Source organism: Proteiniclasticum sp. (assembly GCF_003514505.1).
In the GTDB taxonomy this organism is placed as follows: domain Bacteria; phylum Bacillota; class Clostridia; order Clostridiales; family Clostridiaceae; genus Proteiniclasticum.
The window spans coordinates 23,294-39,454 of record NZ_DOPX01000014.1; the positions used below are offsets into that span (position 1 = coordinate 23,294).

Consider the following 16,161-nt stretch of genomic DNA (forward strand, 5'->3'; position numbering starts at 1 on the left):
AGCAATGATTATACAGCGCCCTTTACGTTCTATAGCCATCCATTATTATGTTTGTAATGCACCATTCATGAGCACTTCCACATCATGAGTAAATCCATCATCCATTAGCGCAATAGAGTTCTCAGCTTCTAGGTTGCCATCCAGATAGATTTCACAGACTCCAGTCTGTAAACCGTTCGGATTTTTGAATTTAATCTCATATATCGTTTGGTGATACCTATAACGCACACAATACTCAAGCCACTTTCCGGGTATGCTGGGACTGAAAATCAGTTTGTCACCTTGTCTGTAAATACCAAGTATATTCTCCAAACCAGCTTTATACATCCACCCTGCAGATCCTGTATACCAGGTCCATCCGCCTCGTCCCACATGAGGATACTCACTGTATACATCTGCAGCCATCACATACGGCTCCGTCTTATATGTCATCAGTCCTTCCTCAGTTCGGGTATGATGGATTGGATTGAGAAGCTTAAACAGATTCCACGCTTTCTCACCTTCTCCTAACCTAGCGAACGCCGCCACTGTCCATGCAGCTGCATGGGTGTATTGACCACCATTCTCCCTTATCCCAGGAAGATATCCTTTAATGTAGCCTGGATTGCTGTTTCCACTGTCAAAAGGAGGTGTCAATAGCTTCACAACCCCTTCGTTTTCCATGACGAGATAATTTTCAAGAGATTGCATTGCTTTTACTGATCTATCCCTATCGCCAGCTCCAGAAAGCACGGACCAAGATTGAGCTAGTGAATCTATTTTACATTCAGTGTTGATCGCGGAACCTAACGGCGTGCCATCATCAAAGAACGCTCTGAGGTACCAGCTGCCGTCCCAGGCGCTGCTTTCTATAGCATCCTTCAAGTCCGCTGCAATGTGCGTGAATTCGTCTGCAATTAGAGCATCCCCCATTTCTCTTGCGATTGGTATAAATTTCTGAAGCGTATCAAAAAGAAACCATCCAAGCCATACACTTTCTCCTTTCCCGTCTATTCCTATATTATTCATGCCATCGTTCCAGTCTCCGCTTCGCATGAGGGGCAACTTATGCACTCCGAACCTCATGGCATTTTTCAGTGCTCTTAAACAATGATCATACAGAGAATATTTATCTGTGGATATTCGCGGCTGGCAATATCGTTCATTCTCATGATCCTCTAAAGGATCTTCCTCCAGATAGGGTGCCATACTATCCAATATCCCAAAGTCTCCCGTAATACTGATATATTCTGCAGTTACATAGGGAAGCCATAGAAAATCATCTGATATCCGTGTTCTGGTCCCTTTACCAGAAGGTTCATGCCACCAATGCAGTACGTCCCCCTCTTCAAACTGATGTCCTGCATGTCTAATAATCTGCTCCTTTGCTATAGCTGGCCAAGTTGCCGCCAAAGCCAGTGTGTCTTGAAGCTGATCTCTGAAACCATATGCGCCACCAGCTTGATAAAATCCAGAACGAGCATATAACCTGCAAGAGATCACCTGATACTGAAGCCATCCGTTCAGCATAATGTTCATGGCGCTATCTGGTGTCGATACTTCAATAGCACCGAGCTTTTCATGCCAGAAGCTCTTCACCTGGTCCAAAGCCTCCTTTGCATTCAGTAAATTCTTGTATTTGACAGCGAGTTCATCAGCTTGTTCCCGGTTGTTTCCGATACCCATAACAAAAACAAATTCCTTCGTTTCCTTAGGTTCCAACCTTATTTCTATCTGCATGGCACCACAAGGGTTAAAGCCAGCACCTGTTTCTCCGCTGAGTCCAGGGCTCACCAAAGCATCTGGTGATAATATGCCTCCTCTTCCAAAGAACTCCTTTCTGTCTCCAGTAACGGTCCTATCCTCATGAGAAGTGTCAATAAAGCAAACTTTACCTGCGAACTCTCTGTTATAAGGGTTTTCAATTAGAAGGGAACCACCCGATGTCTGAGAGCTGACCAGATGCATCTCTGTTTCCTCTGTGCTTACACCTAGTAAAGGCTTCATGTAAAAAGTCACGGTAATGATTTTAGGTGTCAGATTTTCATTTTGAAAACGAAGCATGCTGATTTTTACAGGATCATTCACAGGGACAAATTGTACAAGCTCTTGATCTAATCCGTGGCTTTTGTGCAGGAACTTTGAATATCCAAACCCATGTTCTATGGTATACGGCTCTTCTTCCCTTATGGGGAGTGATGCCCCAGACCATAAATTTCCAGACTCATCCCCTATATAAAAGATCTCTGATGGCTCATCACCGACTGCGTCATTAGACCACTTTGAAATTTTAAATTCTCTGCTGTTATCACTCCACGTGTATCCTCCGCCAGACTCCGACACGATAAATCCAAAGTTTGGGTTTGCAATCACATTGACCCACGGCAAAGGAGTCCTCTTTCCATGTTCAAGCCTAATCACATAGCTTTTCCCATTTTCTCCAAAGCCTCCAAGTCCATTGTAAAATAGAAGCTCCTCATGGTCTTCCGTTTCAAAATTCGAAACCAGCATGGGTATCTCATTTTGAAACTTTCTAGAATTTCTTACTTCAGTACGGTTACCAAGTTCAGTTGTACTTGTACTTTTCTCTCCTAATGCCTTCATAATGAAAGAACTGTACTGCTTTCTCATCTTCCCTCGACTTCCTTCAAAGATCATCCTGGCGTTGGCATAGAAGAAATCAATCTCCTCCGATGTCATATCGCTGGATTTCAATATAAAAACATCCCGATGCAGATTCATAAAATCCTGAGTCTGTGTACTGTAGACAGCTTCTGTAATCAGCGCGTAAAGAGGATTGATATAACTGTATTCTTCTTTGCATAAAATGACCAGATCCACTTTAAGATCTTTTACTCTCCAATACTCGTGAGCCTTCAAGAGCTCATGGAGAAGCTCCACATCATCGGTTTTGTCCATTGTAAGTAATACCATAGGCCTATCTCCGGAGATACCATATCGCCAAAATGTCGGCTGTCCCAAATGACTGCTCTTGATTTTCTCTTCATAAATTCTTCGCCTAGGACTGATAAAGAGAATGTCTGAGATCATATCCTGATAAAGCTCCATATCATGGGCTTTTATGTTAAGATACTTCGCTTCCACCTGACTTCTTGTCAGTGCGAATCTGAAGGAAGCATCACAAGCTTCAGCGTTACCGTATTTTACTACCAGTTCCATCAAAGCTTCCCTGCTCTCTGCAGTAACAGTAACAAAGAAAATTCTGGCCATCTCTCCCGGTTTAATGCGAATACTGGTCCTCAAGCTGAAGATCGGATCCAGAACAGATCCCACCGTATTGGAAAGAGGCTTTCCTCTTTCTATGACTTCTGGGTTTCCTGTGTGATGATTTCTTCCTATAAACTTCAGCCTATCTGTTTCGTACTCGATCTCACTGACAGTTTCTCCTTCTATTACTGGTATACTGGCAATCCAAAGCTTTCTGTCCTGTTCGCTCCTTCTTCTTCTGTTTGCCAGAAGCACCTTATGCTCATGATCATATTCTGTTCTGATGAAAAGGTTGCTGAAGGCCGGGTGTGCAACATCACTGCCGTGTGATGCACCTACAAGTTCAATGTAGCTGGTGAGCTGAATGATACATGGAGACCCTCCATTGTTCTTTAGTTTCAGCCTTCTGACCTCAGCGTTATCTCCAGATCCCACAACAATCTCCGTCAACGTTTCAATCTCTCCGTCAGTTCTTTTATAAGAAGCCTTATCTGCAGTGAAAATCACTTCATATTTCTCAGGTGTTTTGTTTAGTGGCGCATAGGCTGATGACCAGACTTGGTCTGTTTCAATATTTTTTAAATAGAAGAAAGTGCCATAGTTTTCTGTGATTGGATCTTCTCTCCACCTTGAAATATCAACGTCCTTTGTCCTGCTGTATCCAGTGCCCTGATCCGTAAGTCCAACAAAATAGTTTCCATTAGAAAGGATATGCACCTTCGGCAAATCAAAATCAGGCGAGCTGAACTCCCTGTATGAAATCTCCTCGTTGTATATTTTCACCTTTGATACTGGGATTTTCTCTTTGCTTCCTTTTGTGAATATAAAGTTTTGAGGCACCTTTTCCTGCAGAAGCAGTCTGGCTGACTTCACAAAAGGATTTTCGCCAAACCTCTTCTGCATAATGTCATCGTTGAGATAATTATTCAATGCCATGAGACTCATCCCTTGGTGATGGGCCATATAACTCCTGATGATTTTTTTATGGGCTCCCGGTTCAAGATGGTCAAGGGTATAATCCAAAGCTTCATAATATCCGTAGCTTCCTTCCATCCCTTCTGCCTTTAAATGAGTTAAATTCTTATATGCCTCTTCAGGGAAAACCAAGAGTGCAAGGACTGTAGCATAAGGTGCAATGACATTATCTTCAGCCAAACCTCTTTTTAACCCAAGCCATGGTACACCAATGGCTTTATACTGATAATCCAGATTGATGTCAATGACGCCAAATGCAGATTCTGAACTTCCCCAAGGTACTTGTCTCTGTTTCCCGTACTTTATCTGACTTTTTACAGCAAAAGAATAGGTTTCATCCAGCAGAGTATTCTTATAGCTACGCATGATAAGCAGTGGCATCAGATACTCAAACATCGTGCCACTCCATGAGACAAGGCCTTTGAACCGGTCGACCACCGTAAGGGATCTCCCAAGCATAAACCAATGAGTAGGTGGCACCTCACCTCTTGCTATGGCTAAGTAGCTCGTCTGTCTTGCTTCAGAAGCAAGAAGATCGTAATAGGAGTTCGTCAACCTCATTTCTTCCACATTGTATCCAATATAGAACAAATGCCTTCGCTCGCTGTATAGGGACTTGAACATCGTGCCTTCGGACAGCTCTGATATTCTTAAGATCAGCTTTTCATAGCGTTCTATGAATTCCGTGGTGAACTGAATGGATTTTATTGCCGCCTCCTTTACTTCATTCAACCAATCAAGAATTCCTTCCATTGATTCCAAATCACTTTCACAAAGTTCATCCAGCAACTGATCACAGCAATCCACTATGCGTTTTCCAAGTTCAGGAAGGTCATGTAAAGGGGTATTGGTTCCAATGAGAACCATAAGCTTTGCAAAAACTGGATTCATTTCAACATGGGTAACTTGACTATTCGATAGGGATGATGCCATGACCCAAGGCATGAACAGCTCCATTTCCTTCAGCAGTGAGTCTCCCTGATGCCGAAGCTTCAATGCCCACTCCTTCCGGGATGATTCAGATTGATGTGAAATCTCAGTGAATCTCTTAAGCGCTCTGAACCAAGCCGTCGGTTCAATGACTTCCTGCTTTTCAAAAGAGCTTATGGTCAGTACTGCCTGAGGAAGTTCTCTATGCTCTTCCATTCCTGCTATGACGGTATCTGTGATACCACGCGCATATGATGAATCAAGGAGAGGCTTTTCCATGTAATCCTGAAGTCCTTCTATTAATGTAATCAGATAACAAACCAGATTTCCGCTGTCAACAGTAGATACATACATGGGTCTCATGGGTTTTAGAGTTCTCGTATCGTACCAGTTGTATAGGTGTCCATTCCATTTCTCCATTTTCTCTATGGTGGTGATGGTTTTAGAAATCCTCTCTATTGCTTCCTTGAGGCCTATATACCCCATGTCTCTTGCCGTAAGTGAAGCCATCAGCCCCAATCCAATATTCGTTGGAGATGTTTTATGGGCAATGCCTCGATAGGGTTCTTCCTGAAAATTATCCGGAGCCAGATCATGGTTTCCTGCATTGGAAAACTCCTCGAAATATCTCCAGGTTTTTCTAGAAGTTTTTCTCAGTTCCAGTAAAGCCTCATTGTTCAGTCTGGTTAATTTATTATTTTCATCCCTGCTGATGAGGTAAGCAATAACAGGTGAACTGAGCCAGACCACTGCTAATAATGAACTTAAAAAGAGATTTTCAGGTTTGAAATAATAAGTAAGTATTACTATGATCAATCCGGAAGTTGCACTTGCCCCCATGGATCTTATATAGCTTTCCAGAGAATTCGGCTGTGCTTTGTCCGCATCTGAAGATGTGACCCATTCGAGCAGATTTTTCTTGGTGAAAAACACTCTTGCAAGTGTTACGGTGATAGCATTTACTGCCTTCACTGCTTGATACGGGAGTAACATGATGCTGAGTAAAAACTGAAATACGGATGCTTTTATACCAAAAAATCCTGGTAAATATCTTTTTATGGTATCAGGTCTGAGACCCTCTCTGAAGATTCTAGCCATGAGTGAAAGCCCCAGAGGTGTACCCAAAGCCAGAATACCAAGACTGAACCAAAAAACACCCGATCCTGGGAGTAAAGTGAATCCAACAATGAAAAGAAACATCACCGAAGGAGCCATCAGGCTTCTTCTCAGATTATCTATGATCTTCCATTTTGAAACTACTGATAAAGGATTGGATATGGTTGAATGATCCATTGTATGTAAACTTCGGAAAAGCCATGGTACCAGCTGCCAGTCTCCTCTGATCCATCTGTGCAGTCTTGCCATGAAAGAATTATATTTTGATGGATATGAGTCTATCAGCTCAAGATCTGAGACCAAGGCCGCTCTAACAAAGGATCCTTCCAGAAGGTCATGACTCAGTATTGCATTTTCAGGCAAAGTTCCCTTTAATACCGTCTGGAACACTCTAAGATCATAGATGCCCTTTCCGGTAAATATTCCTTCACCAAACAGATCCTGATAAACATCAGATATGGCACTGGCGTATGGATCCAAACCTTCTTGACCTGTATAGATCCTTGAAAAAACGGATCTGTTTGAGCTGTCACTATCAAAAGATATTCTTGGCTGCATCAAGCCATATCCTTTGGTAACAATGCCTTTTTCTTTGTCAATCACTGGACTGTTCAGCGGATGTGCCATTGTCCCAATCATTTTTTTTGCCATCCCTAAAGGAAGCACCGTATCTGCATCAAGTGTGATGACGTATCTGATATCATTGTCTGGAAGAAATTTATTGGAACTGTAGGAAAAGCTTGTGTCTGTAGAGCCCAGCAGGAGTTCATTAAACTCCATCAAAGCACCTCTTTTTCTTTCCCAGCCCGTCCAGGTTTGATCTATTTCGTTCAATATCCTATCTCTATTATAGAAGTAAAAAATATCTTTCTCACCATTTGAGTATTTGCCGTTCAGCTCCATTATTCTTAATGACGCTTCCTCTATGATGCTTTCATCACTATCGATGGTCTCATAATCAGAGTCTTTGAACGCACCAATTAATGCAAAAAATACGTTCTTTTCCCTGTTTCCAAGATAGTGGTTCTCCATATTCTCCATAAGCTCCCGCACCCTCTTCCTATCGGGGATGATTGCTGGAATTACGACTATGGTCCGCATACTATCTGGAACTCCTTCTTTAAGCTCAAGTCTTGGGAATACTGCAGGCTTTTTTACTCTGTTCACAATCCAGTTGGCTATGGATATGACGATATCAGAAACAGGAATAATGACCGCAATCGCTGTGAGAACCATGATTAAAATATCATTGGAATCTGCATGGGTCCTCGAGTATGAGACTGCCATCAGTGTCAATAGAATTGTGAACGATACAATAGAGAGCATATAAATCGCACCCTGGCTTTCGACAAACCTTCTTCTGATTCTGGTGAAGTATTTAATATGCCTTTCCTGTCTTTCTTCAAGCAAGGAGAGCCCATCTCCGATGATATAATATCCAATATGTCTGGTATGATTCATGTTGTCAGAATCAGCACTGGCAGCATTTTCAGAAGAGAAAGCTCTTCTGGCCAGGTACAGAGCCTCTTTTCCAATATAGAGCTCAGAAACCCCAAACATTTTAGCAATATGCTCCACCGTATTCTTGTAATAGAAACGTGATTGAATATCCATACGACTATATGTGCCATCAGGATCCTGTGCTAGTATTTTTTCCAGATTGCTGGCAGCATCAAATAACTCTGTCCAGTTCATCCCTGAAAGGTACTTGAGACTTATAATGCAATTTCCAATCCCCACCGTACTGATCGCCTGAGCATTGTGCTCCTTCTGGGCTAAGAGTTCTGCTGAAGTATCAAACCTCCCTAGAACCCCATCTATATAACGCAGGACATCAGAATAGCTTTTTCCAGATCTTCTCAGTCTATAGAAGAGATGTTCCACAAAAGAGGAATTAGGTGTCTCTATCATACTGCTGACGGCTTTGTTGCCTTTCTCAAATAACGCGCTGATTTCGTCGGAGGTCATATGGTCCAATAAAGCCCACTCCTCAACCATTTCATCTGCAAGATTCCACTGCTTTTTTGTTTCTATGATATCCTCACATATCATCCTGATATTTTCCAGGAGTGCTAGCTTTAACATAGCTGGCATTGCATAAATCTCACGTTCCAAAAGTACATTATGAGACTGATATGCTTCCAAATACTGGAGCAGGACCTCCTCCTCGATACGGCCTTGTGTATGGCTGACCAGCTCCATCATAAGTACTGAGATTCGTGTAACATTTTGATATGGACCTTTTCTTAAGACCGGAAGCTCAAAATAGCTTTTCTTAGACATGTTTCTTCGAAGTCCATTCACCTGTTCTTCCAGCACATAAAAATTATCAAGCAGCCACTCAGCAGCAGGAGGTACTGAGTTTTTTTTAGTCACTTCCGCATTCAGTTCCATATAAGTCTGTTGGATGTATTTAAAATTGTCATTCATTCGGGAAATAGGCCAGTTCCGTTTGCTTCTTTGTGGTACCACGGAATGCTCCAATGACATGCTTTTTGCATGTTCCACCAGTTCCTCGACGCTGAGGGAGGCATCTCTGATCTTTATATTCCTTACTCTTCTAATTCTGTACAATACGCCAAGAAAAACCAAAACCACCAGAACCAAAGCACCTAGGATAACTCTATAGTCTATATCAAGTCTGATCAATCGGACTACCTCCTTAGGATTTTCAAGATAAAAAAAGTCGCCTTTCGTAAAAAGCGACTTTAGCTGCATGTACCTGTTGATTTAATTTTTAACCACGAGTTCTTTTTATTATTTTAATTATACTTTAATTTATTATAAAAGTCAATGTTCTATTCTTCTTTAATATACTTATGAGCATTTATTGTCTAATAATTTTAATTTTATTGTATTATTTTTAAAATAGTTTAGAAGTTCAGACATTCAAAACTCAATCTTTATATCAATATTTGATTGTCACTTGAATTTCATTCTATCACGTAACTATTAAACATATTTCTTCATCTCATCTATGGTTTCCACGACCAGTTGCCTCATGAGCTCTCTCACTGATAAAATTTCAGACACCCGGTAGGCATTAGCACCTGCAAAAACAAGGCCTTCTTCTCCATGAACTGAGTGCATGAGTGCGTCTGAAATGCAGTAGGGAGTAGTCTTTGGATCACAGGGTATGAGGCAGTTATAGCATCTTTTTACAGGTATCCTGCCTGCGTCCAGTTTATCGGTAAAAGTATTTCTGATGGCCCTTCCCGGCATGCCCACTGGGCTGTTCACCAGTCTGATGTCTTCCTTTTTTGCATTCACATAAGCCATTTTGAACTCAAGATCCGCGTCGCATTCCTCTGTTGCTACAAACCGGGTCCCCATCTGTACGCCTGATGCGCCGAGTTTCAGGTACTCTGCAATATCTTTGCCGTCATAAATACCTCCAGCCACAACCACAGGAATCTTCACCTGGTATTTTTCTTCAAAAGGCTTCAGTTCTTCCAGCACTTCTTTCAGGATGTCCTTCAGATCCATATAGCTTCCGCTTTCCATGACTTCCTTCTTAAACCCTAAGTGTCCTCCTGCCATTGGCCCCTCCACTATGAAAAGATCCGCAGGAATCCCGAACTTCTTATCATAAACCTTCGATATCAGCTTCGCTGCTTTTCCAGAAGACACCACTGGAGCAATCTTTGTTTTTGTCCCCTTGACCATTTCTGGAAGCTCCAGCGGAAGACCCGCTCCAGTGACAATGAGATCAATGCCTTCCTCCACAGCGGTTTTTATGAGTTCGTCATAAGCAGTCATAGCAGCCAGAAGATTCACGCCGATGATTCCCTCAGGTGCAATGTCTCTTGCCTTTCTGATTTCTGCCCTTAACGCTCTTTTATTGGCTTCCAGATTGTTCTTTAGAAAATCCTCTTCCCGATAGCCAATCTGGACTCCCGAGATGATGCCGATACCACCTTCTTTCGCCACGGCTCCCGCCAGTGAAGAAAGTGAAATCCCTATCCCCATACCACCTTGTATAATAGGCCACTTAGGCAATAGATTTCCGATTTTTAGATGATTTAAAAGTTCCAATAGTTGTTTCCTCCCATAATTCGATTCATTCCCATTATACAGAGGTATACTTTGATACTCAAAATATTAAGATAGAATTAAGAAAATCGGGAAGGAACTTGTCCGGTCCTACACTTCTTTTTCTTTCTGATGGAACGCATCAGAACTCTTTTTAAGGCGAGATGAAGATGGGCAAGTTTGGGGGATAATACGTGAAATATCCCATCATGAGAGACAGCGAGATTACAATGAATATTCCCGTAGCTGCATAAATCCATCGTGGCTTGGAAACTCTATAGACATGAATGGCCAGAAGCTGTGCAACAGGGATGCTGACCATAGAGGAGAAGTTCACCCAGGAAGCTTCCACTTCAAAGGCGCCGGCCCACACATAATACCAGACCACAATAATAGAAACACCAAAGATCACACTGATGGCCATGGCCTGATGCCATCTTCTGAAGGAAAGCTTCTTTCTTTCTTTGTACACCAAATAGCCACCTGTCCACCAGAGCACCGTTGGCCAGTAGACCATTTTCAGATGCTCCCAGATGCTCTCGTTCACTGGAGCAATGAGACTGACAAAAAAGTTCTCGCCAGACCATTCATAGGCAAAATGAAGCGGTCCAGCAATCATCACAATCACAAAGATCCCTAGAATATGATAAGACCTGACAAACCTCATGACCCTTATTTCCCCCATATCTCCATACATCATTTCCACTCCTTTTGTCTCCATCGCTACATATACTATAGAACAAAGATGCGTACTGGATTTCACAGAATTATTATGGTTTTATTACATTTTCAAAGGACATCCATTAATGAACGAACAATCTTATATAGCACCTAAACTTTTACTCTACTGTAACCCATTCATTTATGAGTGGTGTATGATGAATAAAAAAGAGAAGCAGGAGGAATATCTTATGAAAAAAAACAGGATGCCCCAATCAATTGGACTACTGCTCAGTATATGTCTCGTATTATCCTTTGCTGGCTGCAAAAAAGCCGTTTCGGCTGAAGGCGGAAACCTCCTCGATGATCTAAAAAAAGAAACGGTGGAGAAAAGCAGTTCGTTCACAAAAGAATCTACGATGCCAGCGCTGACCTTCTCCTTCAATCTCTTTACTAAGAATCTTCTATGTGAAAACACGCTGATTTCGCCTCTATCCGTACTGACTTCCCTTGGAATGACCGCCAATGGCGCAAAGAGTGATACGCTTTCCCAGATGGAGGAAGTCTTTGGCATGGATCGGCAATCACTCAATCAGCTGCTGTACTTTTATACATCAAAACTTCCACAAAAGGATAAGCTGAAGGTCCATATGGCAAATTCCATATGGTTTCGGGATGGAGACCGGTTTCAGATCCGCCCTGAATTTCTTCAGACCACAATAAACTACTGTGATGCCGGAATCTACCGTTCTCCTTTTGATGACAGCACAGTGAAGGACATCAACAGCTGGGTTCGGGAGCGTACAGACGGTCAAATCCCGGAAATCCTTAATGAAATCTCCAGTGACACTGTCATGTACCTTATCAATGCGCTCTCCTTTGATGCAGAGTGGGAAACCATCTATAAAGAAAATGAGGTGCGTCAAGAATCTTTTCATGCGGATGACGGAACTCTCCAGAATGCCGATATGATGTATTCACAAGAGCAGCTCTACCTGGAAGATGGAGATGCAAAAGGATTCATCAAGAAGTATGCAGATGGAAACTACGCCTTTGCGGCAATCTTACCACCAGAGGACCTTCATCTCTCAGCCTATCTTTCAGACCTTACACCAGATAAACTGCGTGAGATTCTGGAGAACCCCATAGAAACCTCAGTTCAGACCATGATGCCAAAGTTCACCACAGAGTATTCAGTGGAAATGTCCGATATTTTAAAGAGCATGGGGATGGAACACGCTTTTGATGAAGATCTTGCGGATCTATCCGGACTGGGTTCTGCAGGTGGAAATCTCTATATCAACAGAGTCCTCCATAAAGCAAAGATTGAAGTCCATGAAAGGGGCACAAAAGCTGGTGCTGCTACCGCGGTGGAAATAAACGAAAAATCTGCAGCAATTGATCCTCCAAAAACAGTCTTCCTAGACAGACCTTTCTTCTATATCGTTTTTGACACAGAAAGTTACCTGCCGCTCTTTTTGGGCACCACCCTCTATGTCAAATAGACAGTTCGGGAACCTGATCTTCACTCAGGTTCCTTTCATTTATCAAAAAATTCATGTGGATTTAAACTTCCTGTGTTAGAGTAGATAGAACTTATATAGAATGTTAGAAACGGAGTGTGATCCTATGCATGAAAATTCCCCGGCACTTCTCCTCACCTTATCAGGTTCAGGAAGCGCTTTAGAAACCCTCATTAAGCTTGGTATACTGATTCTCATAGCTCTCATCATCTATTACCTCTTTCAAATCGGCAATAAGCATGTAGACGAGAAAAAGAAGCTCCGGTATGGTATCCCGCAGCTGAAACTAACCTTCTTTGTCTTGTTAGGAATTGGTGTGCTCTGGTGGATCCTAAACAATCAGGATCTTCTTGTCCCCATCATCGTGCCTTTTGTGGTGGCCGGTGTTCTTGCCTATGCCTTCAATCCGCTGGTCAAGAAGCTCATGACGCTGAAGCTTTCAAGAACCCTCTCCACTGCCATCATTTTTATCGGTATCATTCTGGCTGTCGTAGGATTTTCCCTGGTCTTCTTCCCGATGATTGTAAAAGAAGTGAACAGTCTGGTTTCCATGCTGCCTGACCTTAGCCAGAACTGGTATGAAAAGTTCATGGCCTGGTATGAAAAAAGCATTGGCACCAATCCCAATATGCCGACAACCTTTGAAGGTGTCCTGGAGTATCTTAATATCGAAGTAGATGCCATTACCGACTGGCTCTTCCGTTCTTCAGGCACTCTGTTCTCGAAGATCGGTTCCTTTGCTTCCAGTCTTGTCCATCTGGTGACCATTCCTGTGATCATGTTCTATTTCATGAAAGATGGCGATAAGATTGCAAAGGGTGCTAAAAAGATGGTGCTTCCTAGATGGAGAAGCTGGCTCTTCCCTCTCTCAGAAAAAATTGATGGGGTTCTTGGGGGCTTCATCCGGGGACAGCTTCTGGTTGCATTTTTTATTGGAGTGCTCAGCTCCATCGCCTTACTGATTTTAGGCGTTGAATACTGGCTCATCCTTGGCATGCTGGCTGGCATAGGAGATCTTATTCCCTATATCGGACCTTTCCTGGGTGCAGTTCCTGCTGTCTTCATTGCTTTAACCACCGATCCTTGGAAAGCCCTTTGGGTCATCGTCGCTTTCCTCATCATTCAGCAGCTGGAAGGAAACCTCATTTCACCAAAGATTGTCGGTCACAGTGTTGGTCTTCATCCAGCCCTGATCATCTTTGTGCTTCTTGTGGGTGGTGCCCTTTGGGGCCTTGTGGGACTTCTCGTTGCTGTACCTCTGGCAGGAGTCATTAAAGTACTTCTGGAGGCCATTCTCGATTGGTTCAAAAAACATTATCCTTCTATTTTTGAAGCTTCATAATGAAGAAAGCTCCTGGAAAAATCCGGGAGCTTTTCTTTTTGCCTGTGATTCTATAAAAGTCTACGTGGGTCTTTTAGTGGATCTTCTGGATCCACTTCTTTTTCATTTAGATCAAGGCCCGGATCTCCTCTTCGGATACCATCCTTCTCATAGTCTTCCTCCTCATAAAAGCTTAAAACCGCTTTTTCCTTGCGGACTTCATCCTCATCCACTTCATACTGCCCCAGCACCGTTGCCAAAACATTATAGAACTCTATAGTTTTGTTTCATTCCCCATTCATCGTGTCCGATTTTGCCTAGGCTACTTTCGTTTGATATAACACTCCAAGGGCGTAAATTCCCATACAACGCATGGTACATATTAACAGCTATCTTTCAGGTGATTAGGCCGCTAATCCATATCGAGAGAGATTTATGCTGGCGTTATAATCCCTATCTATAACGCAACCACATTCCTCACATATATAGTTCCTTTCTGATAGTGAAAGTCTTGATTTTACATGCCCACAATCACTACATGTCTTTGACGATGGGTACCATGTATCAACCTCTACAAATTCTATCCCATTAAACTCACACTTATACTTCATCTGCCTTCTGAACTCGTATAAGCCTTGCCTCCCAATAGCCTTTGCTAAGTGTCTATTACTCATCATACCTCTAATATTAAGAGTCTCCATAACAACTCGAGATGGTTTGGTTTTCACGATCTCACTTGTCGTCTGGTGCAAATAGTTACTTCTTATATTACTAATTTCCCTATGAAGCAGCTTAATCTGCTTCTCCAGTTTCACTATGTTACTGGTTTTTACGAACTTTCCTCCGATCTTATTCATCTCATATTTCCTGGACACCTGACGCTGTAACCTGCGTAGCTTCTTCTCCTTCTTCCTCATCTCTTTACTTTTGTTTATATTCTTATATACCTTTCCATTAGAACATACTGCCAGGTCTTTAATCCCAACATCAATACCTAAGCTCTCACCAGTCAATTCTAACTCAGGCTTTTCCATTTCTACCCCAACAGCTACATACCAGTATTTCCCATCATAGGAAACTCTGGGGCTACTGTACTTCTTCCCCAATGGAATCTGATTTTTCTTTATACTTACCCAACCAACCTTCTCTAATAATACACTGCTATCCCTGAATTTAATTTTCATATTGTCATTGTAAAATGAAGGCTTTGACCTTTTTCTACTCTTAAACTTCGGTTTTTCAGATACCTTCTTAAAGTACCTCTTGTAAGCATCACAGGCATCTTTTACAGCCTGCTTTGCTACATTGTTTGAAACCTCACTTAACCACCTGTACTCCTCTTCCTTCTTCATCTGAGTAATCTCTTTCCTCAATTCATTGTCAGAAATGAATTTATTTCCATTGTTATAGTTTTCTTCTTGTCTCGCTAGAGTCCAATTATACACAAACCTAGCAGTGCCAGCAGATCTCCATAAGGCCTTCTCCTGCTCTTCACTAGGAAATAGCCTCACTTTCCTCCCCAGTATCATTCTCTAACAACTCCTTCATCATCTTCTTTTTGCTTAGATGAACTCACCCTGTAGTATCCTATTATCCTTCTATTTTTAACTTTAATACCGATTATGCTTAAAAAATGATTTAGCTGTTCCTGAAAATAGTATCTGTACCCAGTTGGAGCTATATGGTGTGGTTTAAACAAGTCTTTTTTACCCCATTCTCTTAATGTTTGAGCATTTTTACCTATGAGCTCTGCAAATTCACCAATCGTATACTACTTCATATAATCACCTTTCTTCTAGCATAACTTAAACATTGAAGTAATTAAATATATTAAATAGATTTATAGAAACTCTTGTAATGTTATAGTCACTGTTATTCTGCCTCCCGTAAATTAAGGCTTCTCCCATCAGCGATGGGTCCAGCAGCAAGAACAGGTCCTCCTCATGGTGCAGCAATGGCTCCCATGCCGAGGAAAAATTCTTCTGTCGTGGAAACTCCATCTTTTTTACGATCCTCCATGGGAAGCTCCTCGATGACGCCCTTGGGTATCTTCTTCTTCAATGGATCGATCCACTCCCCTTCTTTCAAGAGCACTAAGATCTCATGTTCCAGAAAACCATACTTCTTCAGCCTCCGGATGGCTTTCAACGCCTGTTCTTTTGTTTCAAATATACCTGCAACTCTATTCATCTCTTTTCCTCCACACATTTTTTATTGTGTTATAAACGTGTATAGAGAACGACTGAAAACGGAGGATAACCATTTCATCAACAGAGGGAAAAGATTTGGAAAAAGGACTATACACAGCTTCACAGACCATTCATGAAGTGAATCTTTCTTTGAATTCTTTATGAAAGCAGTTTACCAAAAAGAAAAGAGAGTTCTTATTTGAGAACT

General features: G+C 42.0%; 8 protein-coding genes and 1 pseudogene. 2 read left to right on the forward strand and 7 right to left on the reverse strand.

What is annotated here, in order from left to right:
• Nucleotides 1-45: 45 nt before the first annotated feature.
• The 3 genes from DEF30_RS04010 to DEF30_RS04020 form a co-directional block, all read right to left on the reverse strand.
• Nucleotides 46-8,877, reverse strand: a complete 8,832-nt coding sequence (locus DEF30_RS04010) for a glucoamylase family protein (protein ID WP_294096742.1) — start codon at nucleotides 8,875-8,877, stop codon at nucleotides 46-48.
• A 303-nt stretch (nucleotides 8,878-9,180) separates the two neighbouring features.
• Nucleotides 9,181-10,263, reverse strand: coding sequence for a nitronate monooxygenase (locus tag DEF30_RS04015; RefSeq protein WP_294096743.1), 1,083 nt, complete (start codon nucleotides 10,261-10,263; stop codon nucleotides 9,181-9,183).
• A gap of 151 nt (nucleotides 10,264-10,414) precedes the next feature.
• A complete protein-coding gene (locus tag DEF30_RS04020; RefSeq protein WP_294096914.1) occupies nucleotides 10,415-10,960 on the reverse strand; it encodes a DUF6512 family protein in 546 nt (181 codons plus the stop codon).
• Nucleotides 10,961-11,171: 211 nt separating this feature from the next.
• Here DEF30_RS04020 and DEF30_RS04025 point away from each other — a divergent pair, with 211 nt between their 5' ends.
• Together DEF30_RS04025 and DEF30_RS04030 are read left to right on the forward strand one after the other, a co-directional pair.
• Entirely contained in the window at nucleotides 11,172-12,425 is a 1,254-nt protein-coding gene (locus DEF30_RS04025) for a serpin family protein (RefSeq protein ID WP_294096745.1), read from the forward strand.
• 124 nt (nucleotides 12,426-12,549) lie between these two features.
• Nucleotides 12,550-13,785, forward strand: coding sequence for an AI-2E family transporter (locus DEF30_RS04030; RefSeq protein ID WP_294096747.1), 1,236 nt, complete (start codon nucleotides 12,550-12,552; stop codon nucleotides 13,783-13,785).
• 50 nt (nucleotides 13,786-13,835) lie between these two features.
• On the opposite strand, the gene DEF30_RS04035 is transcribed toward DEF30_RS04030, so the two are convergent.
• From DEF30_RS04035 to DEF30_RS04050, 4 genes and pseudogenes are all read right to left on the reverse strand, one after another.
• Complete coding sequence (locus DEF30_RS04035) at nucleotides 13,836-14,024, reverse strand: hypothetical protein (protein WP_294096749.1); 189 nt, start codon at nucleotides 14,022-14,024, stop codon at nucleotides 13,836-13,838.
• A 144-nt stretch (nucleotides 14,025-14,168) separates the two neighbouring features.
• Complete coding sequence (locus tag DEF30_RS04040; protein WP_294096751.1) at nucleotides 14,169-15,293, reverse strand: transposase; 1,125 nt, start codon at nucleotides 15,291-15,293, stop codon at nucleotides 14,169-14,171.
• A gap of 14 nt (nucleotides 15,294-15,307) precedes the next feature.
• Nucleotides 15,308-15,529: pseudogene (locus DEF30_RS04045) on the reverse strand (MerR family transcriptional regulator); the annotation flags it as partial.
• A gap of 176 nt (nucleotides 15,530-15,705) precedes the next feature.
• Entirely contained in the window at nucleotides 15,706-15,954 is a 249-nt protein-coding gene (locus DEF30_RS04050) for a hypothetical protein (protein WP_294096753.1), read from the reverse strand.
• Nucleotides 15,955-16,161: the final 207 nt, after the last annotated feature.

Excerpts from the sequence above, each read along its gene's own strand:
- DEF30_RS04020 (WP_294096914.1), bottom strand. The coding sequence starts at position 10,960 with ATGATGTATGGAGATATGGGGGAAATAAGGGTCATGAGGTTTGTCAGG.
- DEF30_RS04025 (WP_294096745.1), top strand. The coding sequence starts at position 11,172 with ATGAAAAAAAACAGGATGCCCCAATCAATTGGACTACTGCTCAGTATA.
- DEF30_RS04030 (WP_294096747.1), top strand. The coding sequence starts at position 12,550 with ATGCATGAAAATTCCCCGGCACTTCTCCTCACCTTATCAGGTTCAGGA.
- DEF30_RS04040 (WP_294096751.1), bottom strand. The coding sequence starts at position 15,293 with ATGATACTGGGGAGGAAAGTGAGGCTATTTCCTAGTGAAGAGCAGGAG.
- DEF30_RS04050 (WP_294096753.1), bottom strand. The coding sequence starts at position 15,954 with ATGAATAGAGTTGCAGGTATATTTGAAACAAAAGAACAGGCGTTGAAA.